The following is a 16,840-nucleotide window of genomic DNA, read 5'->3' as shown; positions in this document are numbered from 1 at the left end:
TCAGACCGGGGTGCACAAGTGCCCGGCACGCGCACCTGTGCAGGAGATGGCTGCGCCCCTATTCTGTAATGATGGCTCAAATTGAATATCGCAGACTTGGCTCCTCCGGGCTGACCGTCTCGACGATCGGGCTCGGGTGCAACAATTTCGGTCGCGCCGGGACCGCATCCAAGAGTCAGGAAGGCACGACGGCGGTGATCGACGCCGCTTTCGAAGCAGGCGTGACGCTCTTCGACACCGCCGATATTTACGGTGCGGAGCGAGGATTGAGCGAAACGCTCATGGGACACTCGCTGAGCGGCAAGCGCGACCAAATCGTGCTGGCCTCGAAATTCGGCATGGACATGGGTGGGTCGAACGGTCCGGACTGGGGCGCGCGGGGCTCACGCCGGTACATCCGCTTGGCCGTCGAGGCGTCCCTCCGCCGACTGCAGACCGACTGGATCGACCTCTACCAGCTGCACGTTCCCGACCCGTCAACACCGATCGAAGAGACCCTTTCAACCCTGCACGACCTCATTACCGAGGGCAAGATTCGTTATATCGGTCACTCCAACCTAGCGGGATGGCAGATCGCCGAAGCCGAGTTCACCGCCCGGATGAACGGTCACCCCGCCTTCATCTCGAGCCAGAACGAATACAGCCTGCTCGTGCGTGATGTCGAAGACGAGGTTCTGCCGGCTGTGAACGCCTACGGTCTCGGGTTTCTGCCCTTCTTCCCGCTCTACAACGGCCTGTTCACCGGCAAGTTCTCGCGCACGGGAGGGCCAGCCGACAGCCGCATCATGATGATCAGACGCCATCTCGCCGACGATGCCCCGTGGGACACGATCGAGCAGTATCAGAAATGGTGTGATGAGCGCGGGGTGAGTATGCTGACGGCGACGTTCGCGTGGCTACTGGCGCAGCCGGGACTGACCAGCGTCATCGCCGGCGCTACCAGGCCTGAGCAAATCGTTCAAAACGCGAATGCCGCGACGTCCTGGCAGCCGTCGGCTGACGAGGTTGCCTACATTTCCAACCTTTTCGCCTGACCTCACCCTAGGAGAAATTCGTGCTGCGGTCCTTGCTCGTGCGTTACCTGCGCCCGTACTGGCAGCCGCTGCTCGGGGTGATCGTCTTTCAACTGGCCCAATCGATCGCCTCCCTCTTTCTGCCCACCCTCAACGCCGACATCATCGATGAGGGTGTCGCAACCGGTGACACCGGCTACATTCTGCGTGTTGGTGCACTGATGTTGCTCATCACCCTCGCGCAGATCCTGTGCGCGATCGTGGCAGTCTACTTTGGTGCGAAAGTGGCGATGAAGGTCGGGCGCGACCTGCGCGGGGATGTCTTCAGCAGGGTGGGCGAGTTCTCCGAGCAGGAGGTCACCCGGTTCGGTGCCCCATCGCTCATCACCCGCTCCACCAACGACGTGCAACAGGTGCAGATGCTCGTTCTCACTACCTGCACCCTGCTGGTTTCGGCGCCCATCCTCAGCATCGGCGGTGTGATCATGGCGATCCGTCAAGACGTGCAGCTGTCCTGGCTCATCGCGGTGAGCGTGCCGATGCTGCTCATCGCCGTCGGATTCATCGTGGTCAAGATGGTGCCGCTGTTTCGCAAGATGCAGACACGCATCGACACCGTCAATCGGGTACTCAGGGAACAACTGACCGGCATCCGGGTGGTGCGGGCGTTCGTACGCGAAGACGTCGAGATCGCCCGGTTCGCTACGGCCAACCAAGACGTGACCGACGTCGCCCTGAGTTCGGGTCGGCTGATGGCGCTCATGTTCCCCATCGTCATGCTCGTGCTCAACGTCTCCAGCGTCGCCGTGATTTGGTTCGGCGCGTTTCGCATCGAAGACGGATCGATGCAGGTGGGGACGTTGATCGCGTTCCTCAGCTATCTCATGCAGATTCTCATGGCCGTCATGATGGCCACGTTCATGGCCGTCATGATTCCGCGCGCTGCCGTCTCGGCGGACCGCATCGGTGAAGTGCTCGCGACCGAGTCGAGCGTTGTTCCGCCGGCTGAGCCGGTATATGCCACGGTCGGTCAGGGCGAACTCGAACTGCTTGATGTTGGATTTGCCTATCCGGGCGCCGAACAGCCGGTGCTGCAAAACGTCAGCTTCATCGCCCGCCACGGCCAAACCACCGCGATCATCGGCAGCACCGGCAGCGGCAAAACCACCCTGGTCAACCTGCTGCCGCGCTTGTTCGACGCCACGAGCGGCTCTGTACTCGTCGACGGCATCAACGTACGCGAGCTCAATCCCGACCTGCTCTGGGGGCAGATCGGCCTCGTGCCGCAAAAGCCCTACCTGTTCTCCGGAACGGTGCGCAGCAACCTGCTCTACGGCAAACCGGATGCGACCGAAGAGGAACTCTGGCAGGCTCTCACGACCGCCCAGGCTCGCGACTTCGTCACCGAAATGGACGGCGGGCTCGACGCCATGATTTCACAGGGAGGCACCAACGTGTCGGGTGGTCAGCGCCAACGCCTCGCAATCGCTCGCGCCCTCGTAAAGCGGCCGGCGCTGTACATTTTCGACGACTCATTCTCGGCCCTCGACCTCGCCACCGACGCCCGACTCCGGCTCGCCCTCAAGCAGAGCACCACGGGCGCCACCATGATCATCGTCGCCCAGCGGGTGTCGAGCATCATCGATGCAGACCAGATTCTGGTGCTCGAAGACGGCCGCATCGTCGGTCGGGGAACTCACGAGCAGCTCCTCGACACAAACACCACGTATCAGGAAATTGTGTCGTCTCAGCTCACCGCGGAGGAGGCAGCATGAGCGAGGCTCACGCCGATGACAAACCGGCCCCGCGTCCGCAGCGCGGCGGCGGTCCGTTTGGCGGCATGAGCCTGCCGGCCGAGAAATCGTTGAACTTCACCGCGTCGGGCAAACGCCTACTCGGCAAGCTGAGTCCCGAGCGGCTCTGGCTCTTTATCGTGCTCGTGCTCGCCGTTATCAGTGTCTCGTTCGCCGTGCTCGGCCCGCGTCTGCTCGGCGAAGGTACCAACCTGATCTTCTCCGGCGTCGTGTCCAAGAATCTGCCGAGCGGCAGCAGCCAGGCCGAGGTGATCGCGGGACTGCGAGCAGCCGGCAACACCGCCCAAGCCGACATGCTCAGCGGCATGACGCTCACTCCCGGGCGCGGAATCAACTTTGCCATGCTCTCCACCGTGCTGTTCTGGGCGCTCGCACTGTATGTGCTGTCGAGCGTGTTCAGCTGGATGCAGGCGTACGTGCTCAACGGCGTGGTGCAGCGCACGGTGTACCGGTTGCGTGAAGAGATCGAAGCGAAGATCAACCGTCTGCCGCTGAGCTACTTCGACAAGAAGCCGCGCGGTGAGCTGCTCAGCCGAGTGACAAACGACGTCGACAACATCTCGCAGAGCCTGCAACAGTCGCTGAGTCAGGTGGTGACCAGTCTGCTCACTGTCATCGGCGTGATAGTGATGATGCTCCTCCTCTCGCCGCTGCTTGCTCTGATCGCACTCGTCACGGTGCCGCTCACCCTCGTGATCACGGCGTTCATCGCGAAGCGCTCCCAAAAACTGTTCGTAGCTCAATGGACGAACACCGGCGAACTCAACGGTCAGATCGAGGAGACGTTCACCGGCCATGCGCTGGTCAAGGTGTTCGGCCGGCAGAAAGAGGTCGACGCCCGGTTCACGGCCAAGAATGACGAACTCTATGAGGCTAGCTTCGGCGCCCAGTTCATCAGCGGCATGATCATGCCGGCCATGACGTTCATCGGCAACCTCGTCTACGTTGCTATCGCGGTTGTCGGCGGATTGCGGGTCGCTTCCGGTGCCATGCAACTGGGCGACGTGCAGGCGTTCATCCAATACTCCCGCCAGTTCACTCAGCCGCTCGCGCAGCTCGGGTCGATGGCGAACCTGCTGCAGTCGGGCGTGGCATCCGCTGAACGCGTGTTCGACCTGCTCGACGCCGCAGAGCAGAGCGAAGACCCCGACCCTGCCGACGCACCCACCGAGGTGCGCGGGCGTCTGGTCTTTGAAAACGTGTCGTTCCGGTACACCGAGGACAAGCCGCTGATCGAGGAACTCAGCCTCGTCGCCGAACCCGGGCAGACCATCGCGATCGTCGGTCCTACCGGAGCAGGCAAGACCACGCTGGTCAACCTCATGATGCGGTTCTATGAGATCCACTCGGGACGCATACTGCTTGACGGCGTCGATGTTGCCACCATGACCCGGCATGACCTGCGCAGCCGCATGGGCATGGTGCTGCAGGACACCTGGCTGTTCGGCGGTACGATTCGTGACAACATCGCCTATGGTCGACCGGATGCGACGGAGCAGGATATTCTCGCGGCTGCCACCGCGACCTATGTCGACCGGTTCGTGCACTCGCTGCCCGACGGTTACAACACCGTGCTGGACGACCAGGGCAGTAACGTGAGCGCCGGCGAAATGCAGTTGCTCACTATCGCCCGCGCGTTCCTGGCGCAGCCGAGCGTGCTCATCCTCGATGAGGCGACCAGCTCGGTAGACACCCGCACCGAAGTTCTCGTACAAAAGGCGATGAGTGCCCTGCGCGCCGAACGCACGAGCTTCGTCATCGCCCATCGCCTGTCGACGATTCGCGACGCCGACCTGATTCTGGTCATGGAATCGGGGCGGATCGTGGAGCAGGGCAGCCACATGCAGCTGCTCGCCGCAAACGGTGCCTATCAGGCGCTGTATGCCGCACAATTCGCGGCGCCTATTGCCGACGAGGTCTAAAGCCGCCTCCTCCCCAACGGGTCGTCTGCGCGAATCAAACCCAGATTCGCCTTTAGCGCTGATCCGGAGCCCGGCGGCGCTGGCACAGTGGCGGCATGCATCCCACCATTGTCAAAGCCCAGAAGGCCCAGGACTTTCTGGCACTCGTTCCCCAGCTGCTCGGTTTTGCTCCCGAGACCAGCGCCGTGCTCGTCGCGTTTCGTGGCAACCGCACCTGCGGCGCGCTACGTTTCAACCTGCCGGACGACGGCGCATCCCTCAAGGTGTACAAGCGCATCGCGACGACCCTCGCCGGGATGCTGTGCAAGATTCCCGGAGTGGACGCCGTCGTTCCGGTCATCTACACCGATGATTCCTTTATCACTGCCGTTGGTATCCCGCGCGAACAGTTTGCCGAGATTTTAAACCGGCGACTCGAATGGAGCGGTTTTCTGCTGCGTGATTCCCTGTGCGTGGCAGCGGATGCGTGGGGAAGTTACCTCGATCCCAAATGCCCCGCTGGCGGGCATCCACTGAACGATATTGCCGAGTCACCGGTGAACACGACGGCGAACGAGGGGGCGGGGACCAAGACCGTACGCCCGCTCGGCACCCTACAGAACGGCGCGGATCCGGTTGGTGTCCACCCGGCGACCCAGGAACGCCTAGCCCGGATCTACCGGCGGTACCGCCACCTGCTTGCGCGCGCCGAGAACTCTCCACCACTGTTCGACGCCCTCGGCGTTGCACTCGACCCGGTAGCGATCGCCGAGGAAGCACTCACCTGGCCGAATCCGCCCACCGAGGAAAACGTCGCCGCGCTTCTTGTGCTCGTGCAGTCCCCGCCCAACCGCGATCAGATCATGGTGCAGTTCGCCTTTGGGCGCGACGAAGGGGTGCGCGCCCACGCTATCAACGGGCGGTACGCTCGGCTCCAGCACGAGACCGGGCGAAGCCTCGACGACCTCGTAGCCGAGGAGATCGACATCGGTGACCCGACCGCCGAGCACACCGGCGACATCATGCTCGGCCTGCAATGTGAACGGCCCGACATCGACCGGATCCGTGTCGCCATCACCCTGCTCCGCGTCGTCGTTGCCATGGCGCCTCGATCGGCCAGACCGGCGCCGCTCTGCATGCTGGCTTGGCTGTCGTGGGCACTGGGCCGCGGGTCCGTAGCCGGATTTTTCGTGGACCAAGCTCTTGCCATCGAGTCGCAGTACAGCATGGCGATCCTGCTGAAACTGCTGCTCGATTCGGGGCACCTGCCGGAGTGGGCGTTCGCGGTCCCGCAAGACGATGACAACGATAATGACGACGAGGATGAAAAGAGCGAGAGCTACGAACTCGACGATGACTTTGATCAAAACTGGGGTGAAGACTTCGACGAGCGTGCAGCCGGGCGCTGAACCCTGTTCGCCGTCAGCTCCATGTACTTCGGCGCCTCCATTGGTCAGGCTGCCCATCAGTTTCCAGTAATATTTGGCGCGCTTGAACGCGGTCTCGACCGCTCTACCGCCTCCGGTGGGGGAGAACACGCGGCTAGATCGCCGGGAGCATAGGAGGCGAGCCGATCGGTGAGTTCGATCGCGTTCGGGTGAGCGAATGACCAGACCGGGAAGAATGCCGAGTTCCTCGGCCTGCTTGGCAGCTACTTCGGCCAGGCGCTTACGTCAATGGTCCGCGTTGACGTGAACAGACCACTGAGGCCGTCAATGTACTGCTTACCCGGGGAATCCCAGATGTGATGTCCATGGCCCTTGACGATGATGGGCACTCCAGCGCCGGATTCCATTGCTGACTGACGCGAGAAGTGCATGCAGAGGTGCTCCTTGGCCTTCTGCTGCAGCTCGGCGTTGTGGGCGTCGTGGGAGCCATTGTTTCTATCGTGTGCTCCAGTTATATAACTGTTTATGGATTTTGAGATACACGAACGTCTCGGTGGAGAGCACTCCCTCGAGATTGCGGATCTTGGAGTTGAGTAGTTCGAGCAGTTGGTCGTCGTCTTCGCAGACGACCTCGGCGAGAATGTCAAAGGTGCCAGCCGTGAGCACGACGGAGTCCACGGCATCGATCTTGGCGAGCTGCTCGGCGAGTACGCGGGTGTCGGACGAGGCGCGAACGCCGATCATGGCCTGACGGAAGAAACCCAACTGCTTCGGGTCTGTGACGGCTACCACCTGTATGACACCGGAGTCGGTGAGTTTCTGTACCCGTTGGCGCACGGCCGCTTCGCTGAGGCCGACGGCTTTGCCGATCTCCGCGTACGACCGACGACCGTCGGCTTGAAGCTGTTCGATGATCTTTTTCGACACATCGTCGAGCTGGGCCGGCTTGGGTGGCTGACCGCGCTTTTGTTCATTCATGCATCGATTCTGTCAGTCTAAATACTCTCGGCAAGCGAATCCGTCGTGTCTGGAGCAAACTACTGCGGATTTCATTTGTCGATCCCGCGACCGAAAGGGTCTACGGCAGTGGCCCGGTATCGAATGCAGCCGGTGCTGACTCGGCCTACCGAGCTGCAGCATCCGCTTGCGAAATTTAGGGCGAGATGACGCCGGCCGTGCGGCAGCTAGCGCTGTTTCACATCGCGGATGCGATCGAGGCGCGCGCCGAGGAATTCGCTGACGCCGAGTCGCTCGACACCGGCAAGCCTCGCTCCACACTGGTTGACGATAAGATTTTGCTCTCGGTCGACCAGATTCGGGTCTTTGCCGGTGCCGCCCGCAACCTCGAGGGTCGCGCGGCCGGCGAGAATTTGACCGACCACACCGTATTCATCCGGCGCGAGCCGACCGGTGCCGCCATGGGCGATCACACAACTCCGCAGCTGGTGTCGATCACCGGTTCGGTGCGGGCGGGAATGGCCGTCGCCGCGCTCGCCGCGTATGCCCGGGACAACGCCCGCACGGGGACTCCTCGCGAGGCGGACATTCTGTTTGGACCGGTCAATAACGCGCACCAGCTTGCTCGGATAACCGGCCTCGCACACCGGCTGCCCGACCACGTCGTGCTCGAACTCGGCGGATGTCGCATTGGCCGTACCTGTTATTTTCACGAAACGACCATCGTAAGCGGGCTTTTGCAGACCGATAATGTGGACCCGCGACCACGGCCGCGCGATGCGGTTCGCCAAGCACCTTGACTTTGGTTGCGTCTGGATCAGTTCGCATATTTCCATCATTGCCGAGATGCCGCACGATGGTTTCAAGCACTCCGGGTATGGCAAGGATCTGTCGATGTATGGGTTCGAGGATTAAACCCGGATCAAGCGCGTGATGAGCTATATCGGGCACTGGCCGGTGCAATGGCCGTGAGCGGTGACGTTATTATGGTCCAAGTCCTTCGGCGTACGTTGGAACGGCGGGGACGAATTCGTACCCACACTCGGAAGGCACCACCCGTGACCCAGATTGGTCAAGGTTCGACCGAATTTCGTGTCGAACTGCCCAGCGTTGCCACGACGCTGACGCTGGCGTGGGCAGCCCTGACCGATGTCGGCCATCGCCGCGAGGTCAACGAGGACAGTCTCCTCGCCGCGCCGCCCCTGTTCGCCGTCGCCGACGGCATGGGCGGCCATTCAGCCGGCGATGTCGCAAGTACCGCCGTAGTGACCAGGCTTGCCGAGCTTTCCGGAACACTCGTGGCGGAGGCCGGTTCGATCGATCGGGCGCTCGCTCTCGCCGTGGAGGACATGGCGCAGGGTGTCGGCGTCACCGACCAGGGCACCGGAACGACCGTGACCGGCGTGGCGCTGGCACTCGTCTCGGACGCCGTTAGCTGGATCGTCTATAACATCGGCGATTCCCGGGTCTACCGGCTGACCGGCGGTGTCCTCGAGCAAATCACCAATGACCATTCGGTCGTGCAGGAACTCGTCGATGCCGGTCGCATCACCCGCGAAGAGGCGGATGTCCACCCGCACGGCAACATCATCACTCGCGCCGTCGGTTTTCACGAACCGCCCATTCCCGACTATCGCATCCTGCCGATCCAGGCCGGCATGCGCATCCTGGTCTGTTCCGACGGACTCACGAAAGAACTCACCTCCTACGGAATTCGTCATTTTCTGCTTGAACAGAAGCTGGCAGCGGATGCCGTCGCAGCGATGGTCACAGCCGCCCTGGAAAACGGTGGTCGCGACAACGTCACCGCAATCGTGATCGACGTGCTCGCCGTCGAACCCTACGAGGCGTCCAACACCTGACCTGGCACCTTGTAGCTGGCACCTAGTGGCTAATACTCACAGCTATGAGGCATTACCGACTACGGCGCGATGGCAGTCCCTGATCGCGATCGTGCACACGGGTCTCGGCGCCATTCCCACGGATGAACCAGACGAGCGAGAACCAGCGGGAGAGGAACAGAAATGAACACCCAAACAACCGAGGCCAGATCAACGTTTGCAGTCTGGCGTCGCCGCGAATCCTATCTGTTTCGGTTCGACCTCGCCCTCGAAGAGTTGGTCACGACGCGCGAACGCCGATCGATCCTGCGGGAGATCCGTGACAATATCGATGTGGATGCCGCCGCCCGCGGCATCGACGCCGCCCTCGACTCGCTCGGCTCACCGCGCGCCCTGGCCCGAAGTTTCGCCGAGGATGGCCGCGGCAACCGGCCGTCCTGGGTGCGGGCAATCTACTGGTTCACGGGCCTGCTGCTGCTCTGGTGGACCCTGGCCTTCACCTTCACCGCCGGCATGCTGTCAGCCCTAATGGACAGCGGAACAGAGTCGGCCGAGTCATACTTTCTCGGACTGTCGGTATCGGCTTTCAATCGTGACGGCGGAATCGGGATCGGCTGGGAAGCATCCTCTTTACTCGCCTACATTCCGCTGATCATTATGGTCACCGCGGCCGTCATTGCGGGCCGACTCTGGCGCGTGCTGGCCCGCCGCCGGTAGCCCGGCGGCGCAGTGCGGTCGCGTATTATGGGAGGAATGAACGAGACCCTGCCCCCGTGCCCTGAATGTTCCAGTGACCTGGCCTACGAGATGGGTTCCTTACTGGTGTGCCCGCTCTGCGCCCACGAATGGTCGAACGAACCGGTCGAAGCAGAGCAGGAAGTCCAGGTCAAAGACGCCTTCGGAACCGTTTTAACCGACGGGGACACCGTTTCGATCATCAAGGACCTCAAGGTCAAGGGCCAGGCGTTGTCGATCAAGGTCGGCACCAAGGTTCGCAATATTCGCGTCGTCGATCCGGTCGACGGCCATGACATCGACTGCAAGGTCGATGGTTTCGGATTCATCCAGCTCAAGTCCAGCGTGGTCAAAAAGGTCTAGGCCCGGCCGATGGTGACGTGTCAGATTTGCGGGGCCTGGTTGCCGGTCGGAGCCATGTTCTGTGGCGAATGCGGCAGCTCTCGCACCGCTACCGTGGAGTCGCGCAAGCGTCCGGACCCTCGCCCCAACGACACGACGATCATTGCTCGCCTGCCGCGCACCACCGTCGTCATCTCGGTCCCGATTCCCGCAGAAGTGCCGGCGCCAGTGGGGGCCGTCACGGTCGTGACCGCCCCGACAACCGCGCCAGCGGCAGTACCGCCCGCACTCCCCGCCGCCGTGCTGCCGACCCGGGCGACCTTCGTACTGACCTTCAGTACCGGTCAGGTGGTCTCCGTGCGGGGCTCCGGCCTGATCGGGCGCAAACCCCTGGCCCAACCCGACGAGATTTTTGATGACCTCATTCAAGTAGCGGATACCGACCGCTCGGTCTCGAAGACTCACCTCGAGTTCGGCCAGCATGACGACGAGTTTTGGGTCAGCGACCGGGTCTCGGCTAACGGCACCGTGATTCGCCGCCCGGGCGAAACGGCCGAGGCACTCGAACCGGGCCGACGGTACGTTCTGCCGCGCGGTAGCCGGGTCGAAATCGCCGACCACTCGTTCAGTGTCGCGTGAGGACGTCCTCCACCGCTGACTGGAACGCTGATTGTGCACCGATAGTCACGTCACGAGTGTTTCTCGACCGATAATCTGGTCTGCTGGCAGGGTGTCAACTGTCGATGAAACCCTCGCCCTGCCACCCGCGCCGGCCGCTCTGCCGCCGGCGGGGTTTCCCCTACTCGCCACAGTGGCGCCGCTGGTCGCCGCCGGACTGATCTGGATGATCACTGGCTCGGCCTTCGCATTGATTTTCGCCGTTCTCAGCCCGATTATCGCGGTAGCCAGCATGTTCGACTCGAAACGTTCGGGCCGCAAACGCCGCCGGGCTGAGACGGCCTCGCACAGCGAGGCTGTGACGGTGCTCTGTTCGATGATCACCGAACGTCACACCCGCTGGCGCGACGAAGCCTGGCGGCACACGCCTTCGGCGAGAAATATTGTGCTCGGGCGTGCGGCGGCCGCGCGTTGGCGACAAACGGATGGCACGCTCGTCTCGCTGGGCGTCGGCTCGGCCCCGAGCGGTATCCGACTCGGCGGAGCGAGCGCACCGAACGATAACCGGCAGCTGCGGGAGTGGGCCGCAACAGTCACCGGTGCCCCCATCGTCGTCGACCTGGCCCAGGGGCTCGGCATCGTCGGGCCGATGCCGCTCGCAGCAGCGCTCGGTCGCGCCGTGTGTGTGCAGGTCTGTTTCGCGGTGCCGCCGACCGATTTGGGGGTCGCCGGCCCGAGCGATGCCATGTCCACCGATTGGGACTGGGTGGTTCAGCTGCCGCACGTGGCGCCATCGCCGCGCCGGTTCACACTCCTACTGCGCACCACCACCACGACCAGCGCCACCACGACCAGCACCACCGATCCACGCCGTGGTGAACCAGAACGCGGGCGGCTGCTGCTCGCCTTGGCGATGAGGCTCGAAGACCTGCCGCCGGGCTGCGGAACGGTCGTGCGCGTGCTTGGCCCGGCACGGGCGCAGATTATCCGCTCGCCGAATCGTGCGCGGCCTCTGGATTTCTGTCCGGAACTTCTCGCCAGGGCCGAAGCTGTCGATTTCGCGGTGTCACTCGCTGGGCAGGCCAAGTCAGCAGGCCTCGTGAGCACGACGGGAGTGATCCCGGACATGGTCCCGGTCATGCAACTGCTCGAGCACGTCACCGATGCTGCATCGTTCGACCGGTCGGTGGCGCCACCGACCCTCGCCTGCCCGATCGGAGTGGGCCGAGACGGCCCGGCGTACCTTGACCTGGTGCAGTCCGGACCTCATGCTGTGGTCGGGGGAACGACCGGCAGCGGCAAGAGCGAGCTCCTGACCACCTGGGTTGCCGCGCTGGCCGCGACTTACTCGCCGCGGCAGGTGAACTTTCTCCTGGTTGATTTCAAGGGCGGCGCAGCCTTTCAACCGCTTGCCCGACTGCCGCACTGCGTCGGACTCATTACCGACCTCGACTCGAACGCAGCCACTCGGGCTCTCGCGAGTCTCGGTGCCGAATTACGGTACCGGGAGCGCACGCTGAGCGCGGCCGGGGCGCGTGACGTGACCGACGTACGCCTGGAGCATCCGCTTCCCCGGCTGATCATCGTCGTCGATGAATTCGCGACCATGCTCGGGCTGTTTCCCGAGCTGCACGCCCTCTTTGTGGACATTGCCGCCAGGGGACGGTCGCTCGGCGTGCACCTGATTCTGTGTACCCAACGGCCGGCCGGGATCGTGCGCGACGCGCTGCTGGCTAATTGCAGCCTGCGTTTGTCGCTGCGGGTGAACAACCGGGCCGACAGCCAGGCCGTGATCGGCACGGATGCCGCGGCCGGGCTGGCACCGAATCAGCCCGGGCGGTGTTTGGTCGCCACGGAAGCCGGAGAACCGGTACTCTGCCAAGTCGCGACAACGGGCGAACTCGACATTGCGAGCATCGTAGCGGCGCCACTGTCAGCGTCGTGCGGATACGTTCCAAGACGTCCATGGCTCGATGCGCTCCCGCCGATTGTGACCGAGTTCGATCTGGACGCGGCGACAGTGGAGAAGGCGCCGGTGACGGGGTATCCGGTCGGGTTGCTGGATGAACCCGAGCGCCAGCGCTACTGCGTGTTCACCTACGACCCCGACAGTGATGGGCACTTGTTGGTGGTCGGCGGGGCCGGTTCGGGCAAATCCACCCTGCTGCACACGCTCGCCCGGGTGGCCGAACATCGGGTCGCGACCCACCTATTCACAGCTGATATCGAGTCCGTTTGGGATGCGCTTGCGAGTCTGAGTGCTCGTGTGGAAACCGGGCAGCAGACTTCGGCTTCACCCCGGTTGGTACTGTTCGACGATTTTGATTCCGTCTGCGCCCACTGGCAGCCCGACCACCGGCTGGCAGCCGTTGATCTGGTCGTCGGCCTGCTGCGGGACGGACCGGCCGCTGGCGTGCATGTCGTGGTCGCCGTACAACGGCACACGAGCGTGGTTCCCGGGCTGGCCGCTCTGTGCCAGAGCACCCTGCTACTGAAACTGCCGAGCGTGCAGGACCACCTCGCGGCCGGGGGACAATCGGCCGGTTACATCGCGTCGCTGCCGCCGGGCGGGGGAGTGTGGCGCTCCTTGCGTGTGCAGCTATTGGCGCCGACTCCGGGCCTGATCGTTCCTGCTGTCGTCGTGCCCAATTCGCTACCGGCTGAAGGTCCGCTTCTGATCGTGTCATCATCGCCGACGAGCACGGCGACCCGCCTGCGTAATGTCATGGGTGTTCCGGTGCTGGAACTTGCCGGAACCAGTGGACCAGAGGCATCCGCTCTGCTGGTCCCCGGCGCCGTAGGCCAAGCGGATGCTGCTGTTCGACTGATTGTCGTCGGTGACGCCGAAACCTGGCAGGCGCACTGGACTTTGCTGGCACGGCTTCGTGGTTCGACTTCGAGCGAGCAAGCGGCCAGCCTGGTGTTCGACCGCTGCAGCCTGTCGGACTTTCGGCTCCTCAGCCACCGCCGGGAGCTGCCGCCTCCGCTGGCACCCGGACGTGGACGGGTCTGGGTCTTGCACTCCGACGGAGAGGTCACCCGGGCGATGTTGCCGGGCTAGGTCAGAATCTCGGCCACCGACAAGACCATCCGCTCGTTCAACTGGGCGCTCTTCAGCGACGTCCGTGACCTCAACGTACTCGCCTCCGCCGTGTTCATCGTCGTCCTGATTGTGGTCGTAGTCGTGATGGTGCATATCTCCGGTGCAGCGAAAGCGCGGCGGCTGGCGAAGCTGGAATAGCTTCTTTACACGTAGCTGGCGCGAATCTCGCCGACCGGTAAGCCGCCGCCGGTCACGGTGAGACCGAGCTCGGGCAGCAGCTCAGCGACATCCGTTCGGGCGATTGCGCCGGCATCGGCCAGCAGGCTCAGTGCCACCGCCGCAGCGGCGCGCAGGTTGCCGTCGAGGATTTTCAACGCCACGGTGGTGCCGTTCTCGGCAGCAGCGACCATGATGCCCTCGGCGCCGCCCTTCATAAACAGGCCGAGTCGGTCGATCACGATGCTGTCGGAGTGGCCGGGTCCGGCCACAACCCAGCCATTGGCGCGCACTGCTTCGGCCAGAAAACCGGCCTCGCGGTAAATCGCAAACGGTGAGTTCGACTTGCTCGTACTGATGCGGGCGATGCCACGGGCCAGCCCGGTGAGGGAGATCGCGTGCACCGGGGCGCCGCAGCCATCGACGCCCGAGGCGACCGGCCGCTCGCCGGTGAAGCGTTCCAGCACGTCGAGAATACGCTTTTGCAACGGATGCGAAGGGTCCAGATACCCTTCCAGCGCCCAACCGTTCTGCTGGCATGCCACGAGCATTGCCGCGTGCTTACCGGAACACTCCATATAGATCGGCGCCGTGCTGGCACCGAGGCGTACGAGGGTGTCGCGGGCGGCGGAATCGATCGGCCAGGCCGCCGGGCAGGCGAGCGCAGTCTCGGGCACTTGCGCGCGGGAGAGGAGCCCGCGAACGAGATCGATGTGGGCGGCGGTGCCGCTGTGACTGGCCGTGGCGATGGCAGCATCCGCTCCCCGCAGGGCGGCGCCACTCGCCATGACCGCGACGGCCTGGAAAGGTTTCATCGCCGAACGGGGAAAGATCGGACTGGTTACGTCGCCGAGCGCACGCAACACCTCACCGTTGGTGCCGAGCACGATTGCCGAACCGGCGTGACGGGATTCGACGAAGCCGCTGCGCTCGACGATGGCGAGCTCGACGGAATCGTCGACCGTGAAAGTTTCAGTCACGGCGTTAGAGTGACGACTCGGTGAGTGCTGCGGCGTGTGCAGCGATGGCGTCGTCGATCACCGAGAGGGCGTCGACGATGAGCGCATCGGACAGTGCCAGGCTGGGCAGGAAGCGCAGCACGTTGCCGTAAGTGCCGGCCGTCAGCAGCAGAACCCCGTGCTGGCCGGCGTAGGTGGAGATGGCGCTCACCGCGGCGGCGTTCGGCGTTTTCGTGGTGTCGCCGGTGCCTGGCTGCACGAGCTCGATTGCCATCATGGCGCCGTGGCCCCGAATCTCGCCGATGATGTCGTACTTGTTCTTCAGCACGGTCAGCCCCGCGGTGAGGGACTTTTCGATGCGCATTGCCTCGCCGAGCAGGTTGTTGGCCTCGATCGCGTCGAATACGGCGATGGCGGCGGCGCACGCGACCGGATTGCCACCGAAGGTGCCGCCGAGGCCGCCGGGCTGCGAGGCATCCATGATCTCGACGCGGCCGGTAACAGCGGCAAGCGGGAAGCCGCCGGCAATGCCCTTGGCGGTGAGGACGAGGTCGGGGATCCACCCGAAGTGCTCGCTCGCGAAGTACTTGCCCGAGCGGGCCATGCCGCTTTGAATCTCATCGGCGATCATGACGACACCGTTGGCGGTGCACCATTTCTGCAGGGCCGGCAGGTAGCCATCCGCTGGCACCATGAAACCTCCCTCACCCTGGATGGGTTCGACGACAAGGCAGGCCAGGTCGGATGCCCCGATCACCTTGTCGAGGTACGTGATGGTACGGACGGCCGCCTCGGCACCGGTCAGACCATCGTGATAGGGGTAGGAACTCGGTGCATGGTAGACGTCGCTGGCGAGCGGGCCGAAGCCGGTGGCGTATGGCATGGCCTTGTAGTTCATGGCCATGGTCAGCACGGTGCGACCGTGGTAGGCGTGGTCGAGCACGGCGACGGCACGACGGCCGGTGTACTTGCGGGCGATCTTCACGCCGTTCTCGACGGCTTCGGCGCCGGAGTTGATGAGCACACTCTTCTTGGGAAAATCGCCCGGGGTGTGCTCGGCCAGCAGCTCGGCGACGCGCACGTATTCTTCGTACGGCGTGATGGTGAACAGGGTGTGGATGAAGTCCTGGGACTGTTCGACGGCCGCCGCGACAACGCTGGTTTCGGTGTGGCCGATCGTGGTCACGCCGATTCCGGCACCGAGGTCGATGAACTGGTTTCCGTCAACGTCGACGACGATCGCTCCGTTGGCCTTCTTGATGTAGACGGGGAGCATGGAGCTGACGCCGTCGGAGACGACCGCTCGGCGCCGCTCATGCAACGCCGCTGAGATCGGACCGGGAATGGCGGTCACGATCTTTCGTTCTTGCGTAACCGAGTATGTCGGTGCGGAAACGGTAGCAGGGTCGATAAGGGTGTCAGTCATGATGAGACCACTTTACCGACCGTGAGCGTCGTGAACCTGAACCGGCTGCAAGAATCGTATAGAGCCAAGGGAGAAGCATGAACGGAGTGCATGAATATGCGGTGCGGGTCGAGTGGACCGGCAATCGCGGCACCGGAACGAGTCACTACAAGGCATACGGACGCGACCATCTGATTTCGCCGGCCGGCCGGGCATCCCCTGACAAGGCCGCAATCAGCGGTTCGTCCGATCCGACCTTTCACGGCGACAATGATCGCTGGAACCCGGAGGAGCTTCTGCTCGCGGCGCTCAGCCAGTGCCATCTTTTGTCGTACCTGCACGTAGCCGCCCGAAACGGGGTGACCGTGACGGCCTACACGGATGCCCCGGTCGGCACGATGGAACAGCTTCACGGGGGCGGTGGCCACTTCACGACGGTCACGCTGCGGCCACGGGTGACGATCACCGACCCCGAGCAGGTCGAGTTCGCGCAGTCGTTGCACGCCGAGGCTGCCCGGGAATGCTTTATCGCGGCCTCGGTGAATTTTCCGGTCGGTCACGAGCCGGTGACCACCGCCTGAGCGCTGGTGCGCTGCCGAGCTGTGAGC

At 63.6% G+C, this 16,840-nt stretch carries 15 protein-coding genes and 1 pseudogene; 12 read left to right on the top strand and 4 right to left on the bottom strand.

From position 1 onward, the window contains the following. Positions 1-71 precede the first annotated feature (71 nt). From CXY83_RS09335 to CXY83_RS09320, 4 genes are all read left to right on the top strand, one after another. A complete protein-coding gene (locus CXY83_RS09335; protein ID WP_104197161.1) occupies positions 72-1,034 on the top strand; it encodes an aldo/keto reductase in 963 nt (320 codons plus the stop codon). A gap of 20 nt (positions 1,035-1,054) precedes the next feature. Further along, positions 1,055-2,788 (top strand): ABC transporter ATP-binding protein, encoded by a 1,734-nt coding sequence (locus CXY83_RS09330; RefSeq protein WP_104197083.1) that lies wholly within the window; start codon positions 1,055-1,057, stop codon positions 2,786-2,788. Next, positions 2,785-4,749, top strand: coding sequence for an ABC transporter ATP-binding protein (locus CXY83_RS09325; protein ID WP_104197082.1), 1,965 nt, complete (start codon positions 2,785-2,787; stop codon positions 4,747-4,749). The genes CXY83_RS09330 and CXY83_RS09325 overlap by 4 nt, the downstream gene beginning before the upstream one ends. A gap of 95 nt (positions 4,750-4,844) precedes the next feature. After that, positions 4,845-6,137, top strand: a complete 1,293-nt coding sequence (locus tag CXY83_RS09320; protein WP_104197081.1) for a DUF4192 domain-containing protein — start codon at positions 4,845-4,847, stop codon at positions 6,135-6,137. Positions 6,138-6,179: 42 nt separating this feature from the next. Here the strand turns inward: CXY83_RS09320 and CXY83_RS09315 are convergent. Both CXY83_RS09315 and CXY83_RS09310 read right to left on the bottom strand, forming a co-directional pair. Continuing rightward, positions 6,180-6,547 (bottom strand): annotated as a pseudogene (locus CXY83_RS09315) (aminotransferase class III-fold pyridoxal phosphate-dependent enzyme); the annotation flags it as partial. A gap of 64 nt (positions 6,548-6,611) precedes the next feature. Further along, positions 6,612-7,094, bottom strand: a complete 483-nt coding sequence (locus tag CXY83_RS09310) for an Lrp/AsnC family transcriptional regulator (protein WP_104197080.1) — start codon at positions 7,092-7,094, stop codon at positions 6,612-6,614. A gap of 185 nt (positions 7,095-7,279) precedes the next feature. Between CXY83_RS09310 and CXY83_RS09305 the strand changes: the two genes are divergently transcribed. The 7 genes from CXY83_RS09305 to CXY83_RS09280 all read left to right on the top strand — a co-directional run bounded on the left by CXY83_RS09305 (position 7,280) and on the right by CXY83_RS09280 (position 13,670). Next, a complete protein-coding gene (locus tag CXY83_RS09305) occupies positions 7,280-7,873 on the top strand; it encodes an aldehyde dehydrogenase family protein (protein WP_369831144.1) in 594 nt (197 codons plus the stop codon). Continuing rightward, complete coding sequence (locus tag CXY83_RS18580; protein WP_369831143.1) at positions 7,824-7,988, top strand: aldehyde dehydrogenase family protein; 165 nt, start codon at positions 7,824-7,826, stop codon at positions 7,986-7,988. Before CXY83_RS09305 ends, CXY83_RS18580 begins: the two co-directional genes overlap by 50 nt. A gap of 143 nt (positions 7,989-8,131) precedes the next feature. Beyond that, entirely contained in the window at positions 8,132-8,935 is an 804-nt protein-coding gene (locus CXY83_RS09300; protein WP_338144902.1) for a protein phosphatase 2C domain-containing protein, read from the top strand. A gap of 162 nt (positions 8,936-9,097) precedes the next feature. Continuing rightward, positions 9,098-9,631 (top strand): hypothetical protein, encoded by a 534-nt coding sequence (locus CXY83_RS09295; RefSeq protein WP_104197079.1) that lies wholly within the window; start codon positions 9,098-9,100, stop codon positions 9,629-9,631. Positions 9,632-9,667: 36 nt separating this feature from the next. After that, positions 9,668-10,012, top strand: a complete 345-nt coding sequence (locus CXY83_RS09290) for a zinc ribbon domain-containing protein YjdM (protein WP_104197078.1) — start codon at positions 9,668-9,670, stop codon at positions 10,010-10,012. A gap of 93 nt (positions 10,013-10,105) precedes the next feature. Continuing rightward, a complete protein-coding gene (locus CXY83_RS09285) occupies positions 10,106-10,630 on the top strand; it encodes an FHA domain-containing protein (protein WP_233200734.1) in 525 nt (174 codons plus the stop codon). A 91-nt stretch (positions 10,631-10,721) separates the two neighbouring features. After that, the gene (locus CXY83_RS09280) at positions 10,722-13,670 is read left to right on the top strand and encodes an FtsK/SpoIIIE domain-containing protein (protein ID WP_104197076.1); all 2,949 of its coding nucleotides are present in this window, start codon (positions 10,722-10,724) and stop codon (positions 13,668-13,670) included. Positions 13,671-13,855: 185 nt separating this feature from the next. On the opposite strand, the gene CXY83_RS09275 is transcribed toward CXY83_RS09280, so the two are convergent. Together CXY83_RS09275 and gabT are read right to left on the bottom strand one after the other, a co-directional pair. Continuing rightward, complete coding sequence (locus tag CXY83_RS09275; RefSeq protein ID WP_104197075.1) at positions 13,856-14,848, bottom strand: asparaginase; 993 nt, start codon at positions 14,846-14,848, stop codon at positions 13,856-13,858. A gap of 4 nt (positions 14,849-14,852) precedes the next feature. Continuing rightward, the gene (gene gabT, locus CXY83_RS09270) at positions 14,853-16,253 is read right to left on the bottom strand and encodes a 4-aminobutyrate--2-oxoglutarate transaminase (protein ID WP_104197074.1); all 1,401 of its coding nucleotides are present in this window, start codon (positions 16,251-16,253) and stop codon (positions 14,853-14,855) included. Between the two features lie 77 nt (positions 16,254-16,330). Between gabT and CXY83_RS09265 the strand changes: the two genes are divergently transcribed. Next, positions 16,331-16,813 (top strand): OsmC family protein, encoded by a 483-nt coding sequence (locus CXY83_RS09265; protein WP_104197073.1) that lies wholly within the window; start codon positions 16,331-16,333, stop codon positions 16,811-16,813. Positions 16,814-16,840: the final 27 nt, after the last annotated feature.

The organism is Cryobacterium sp. M15 (genome assembly GCF_002929675.1).
Lineage (GTDB): Bacteria > Actinomycetota > Actinomycetes > Actinomycetales > Microbacteriaceae > Cryobacterium > Cryobacterium lyxosi.
Note: the sequence above shows the minus strand (reverse complement) of the source record. Positions and strands in the feature narration are given on the sequence as shown.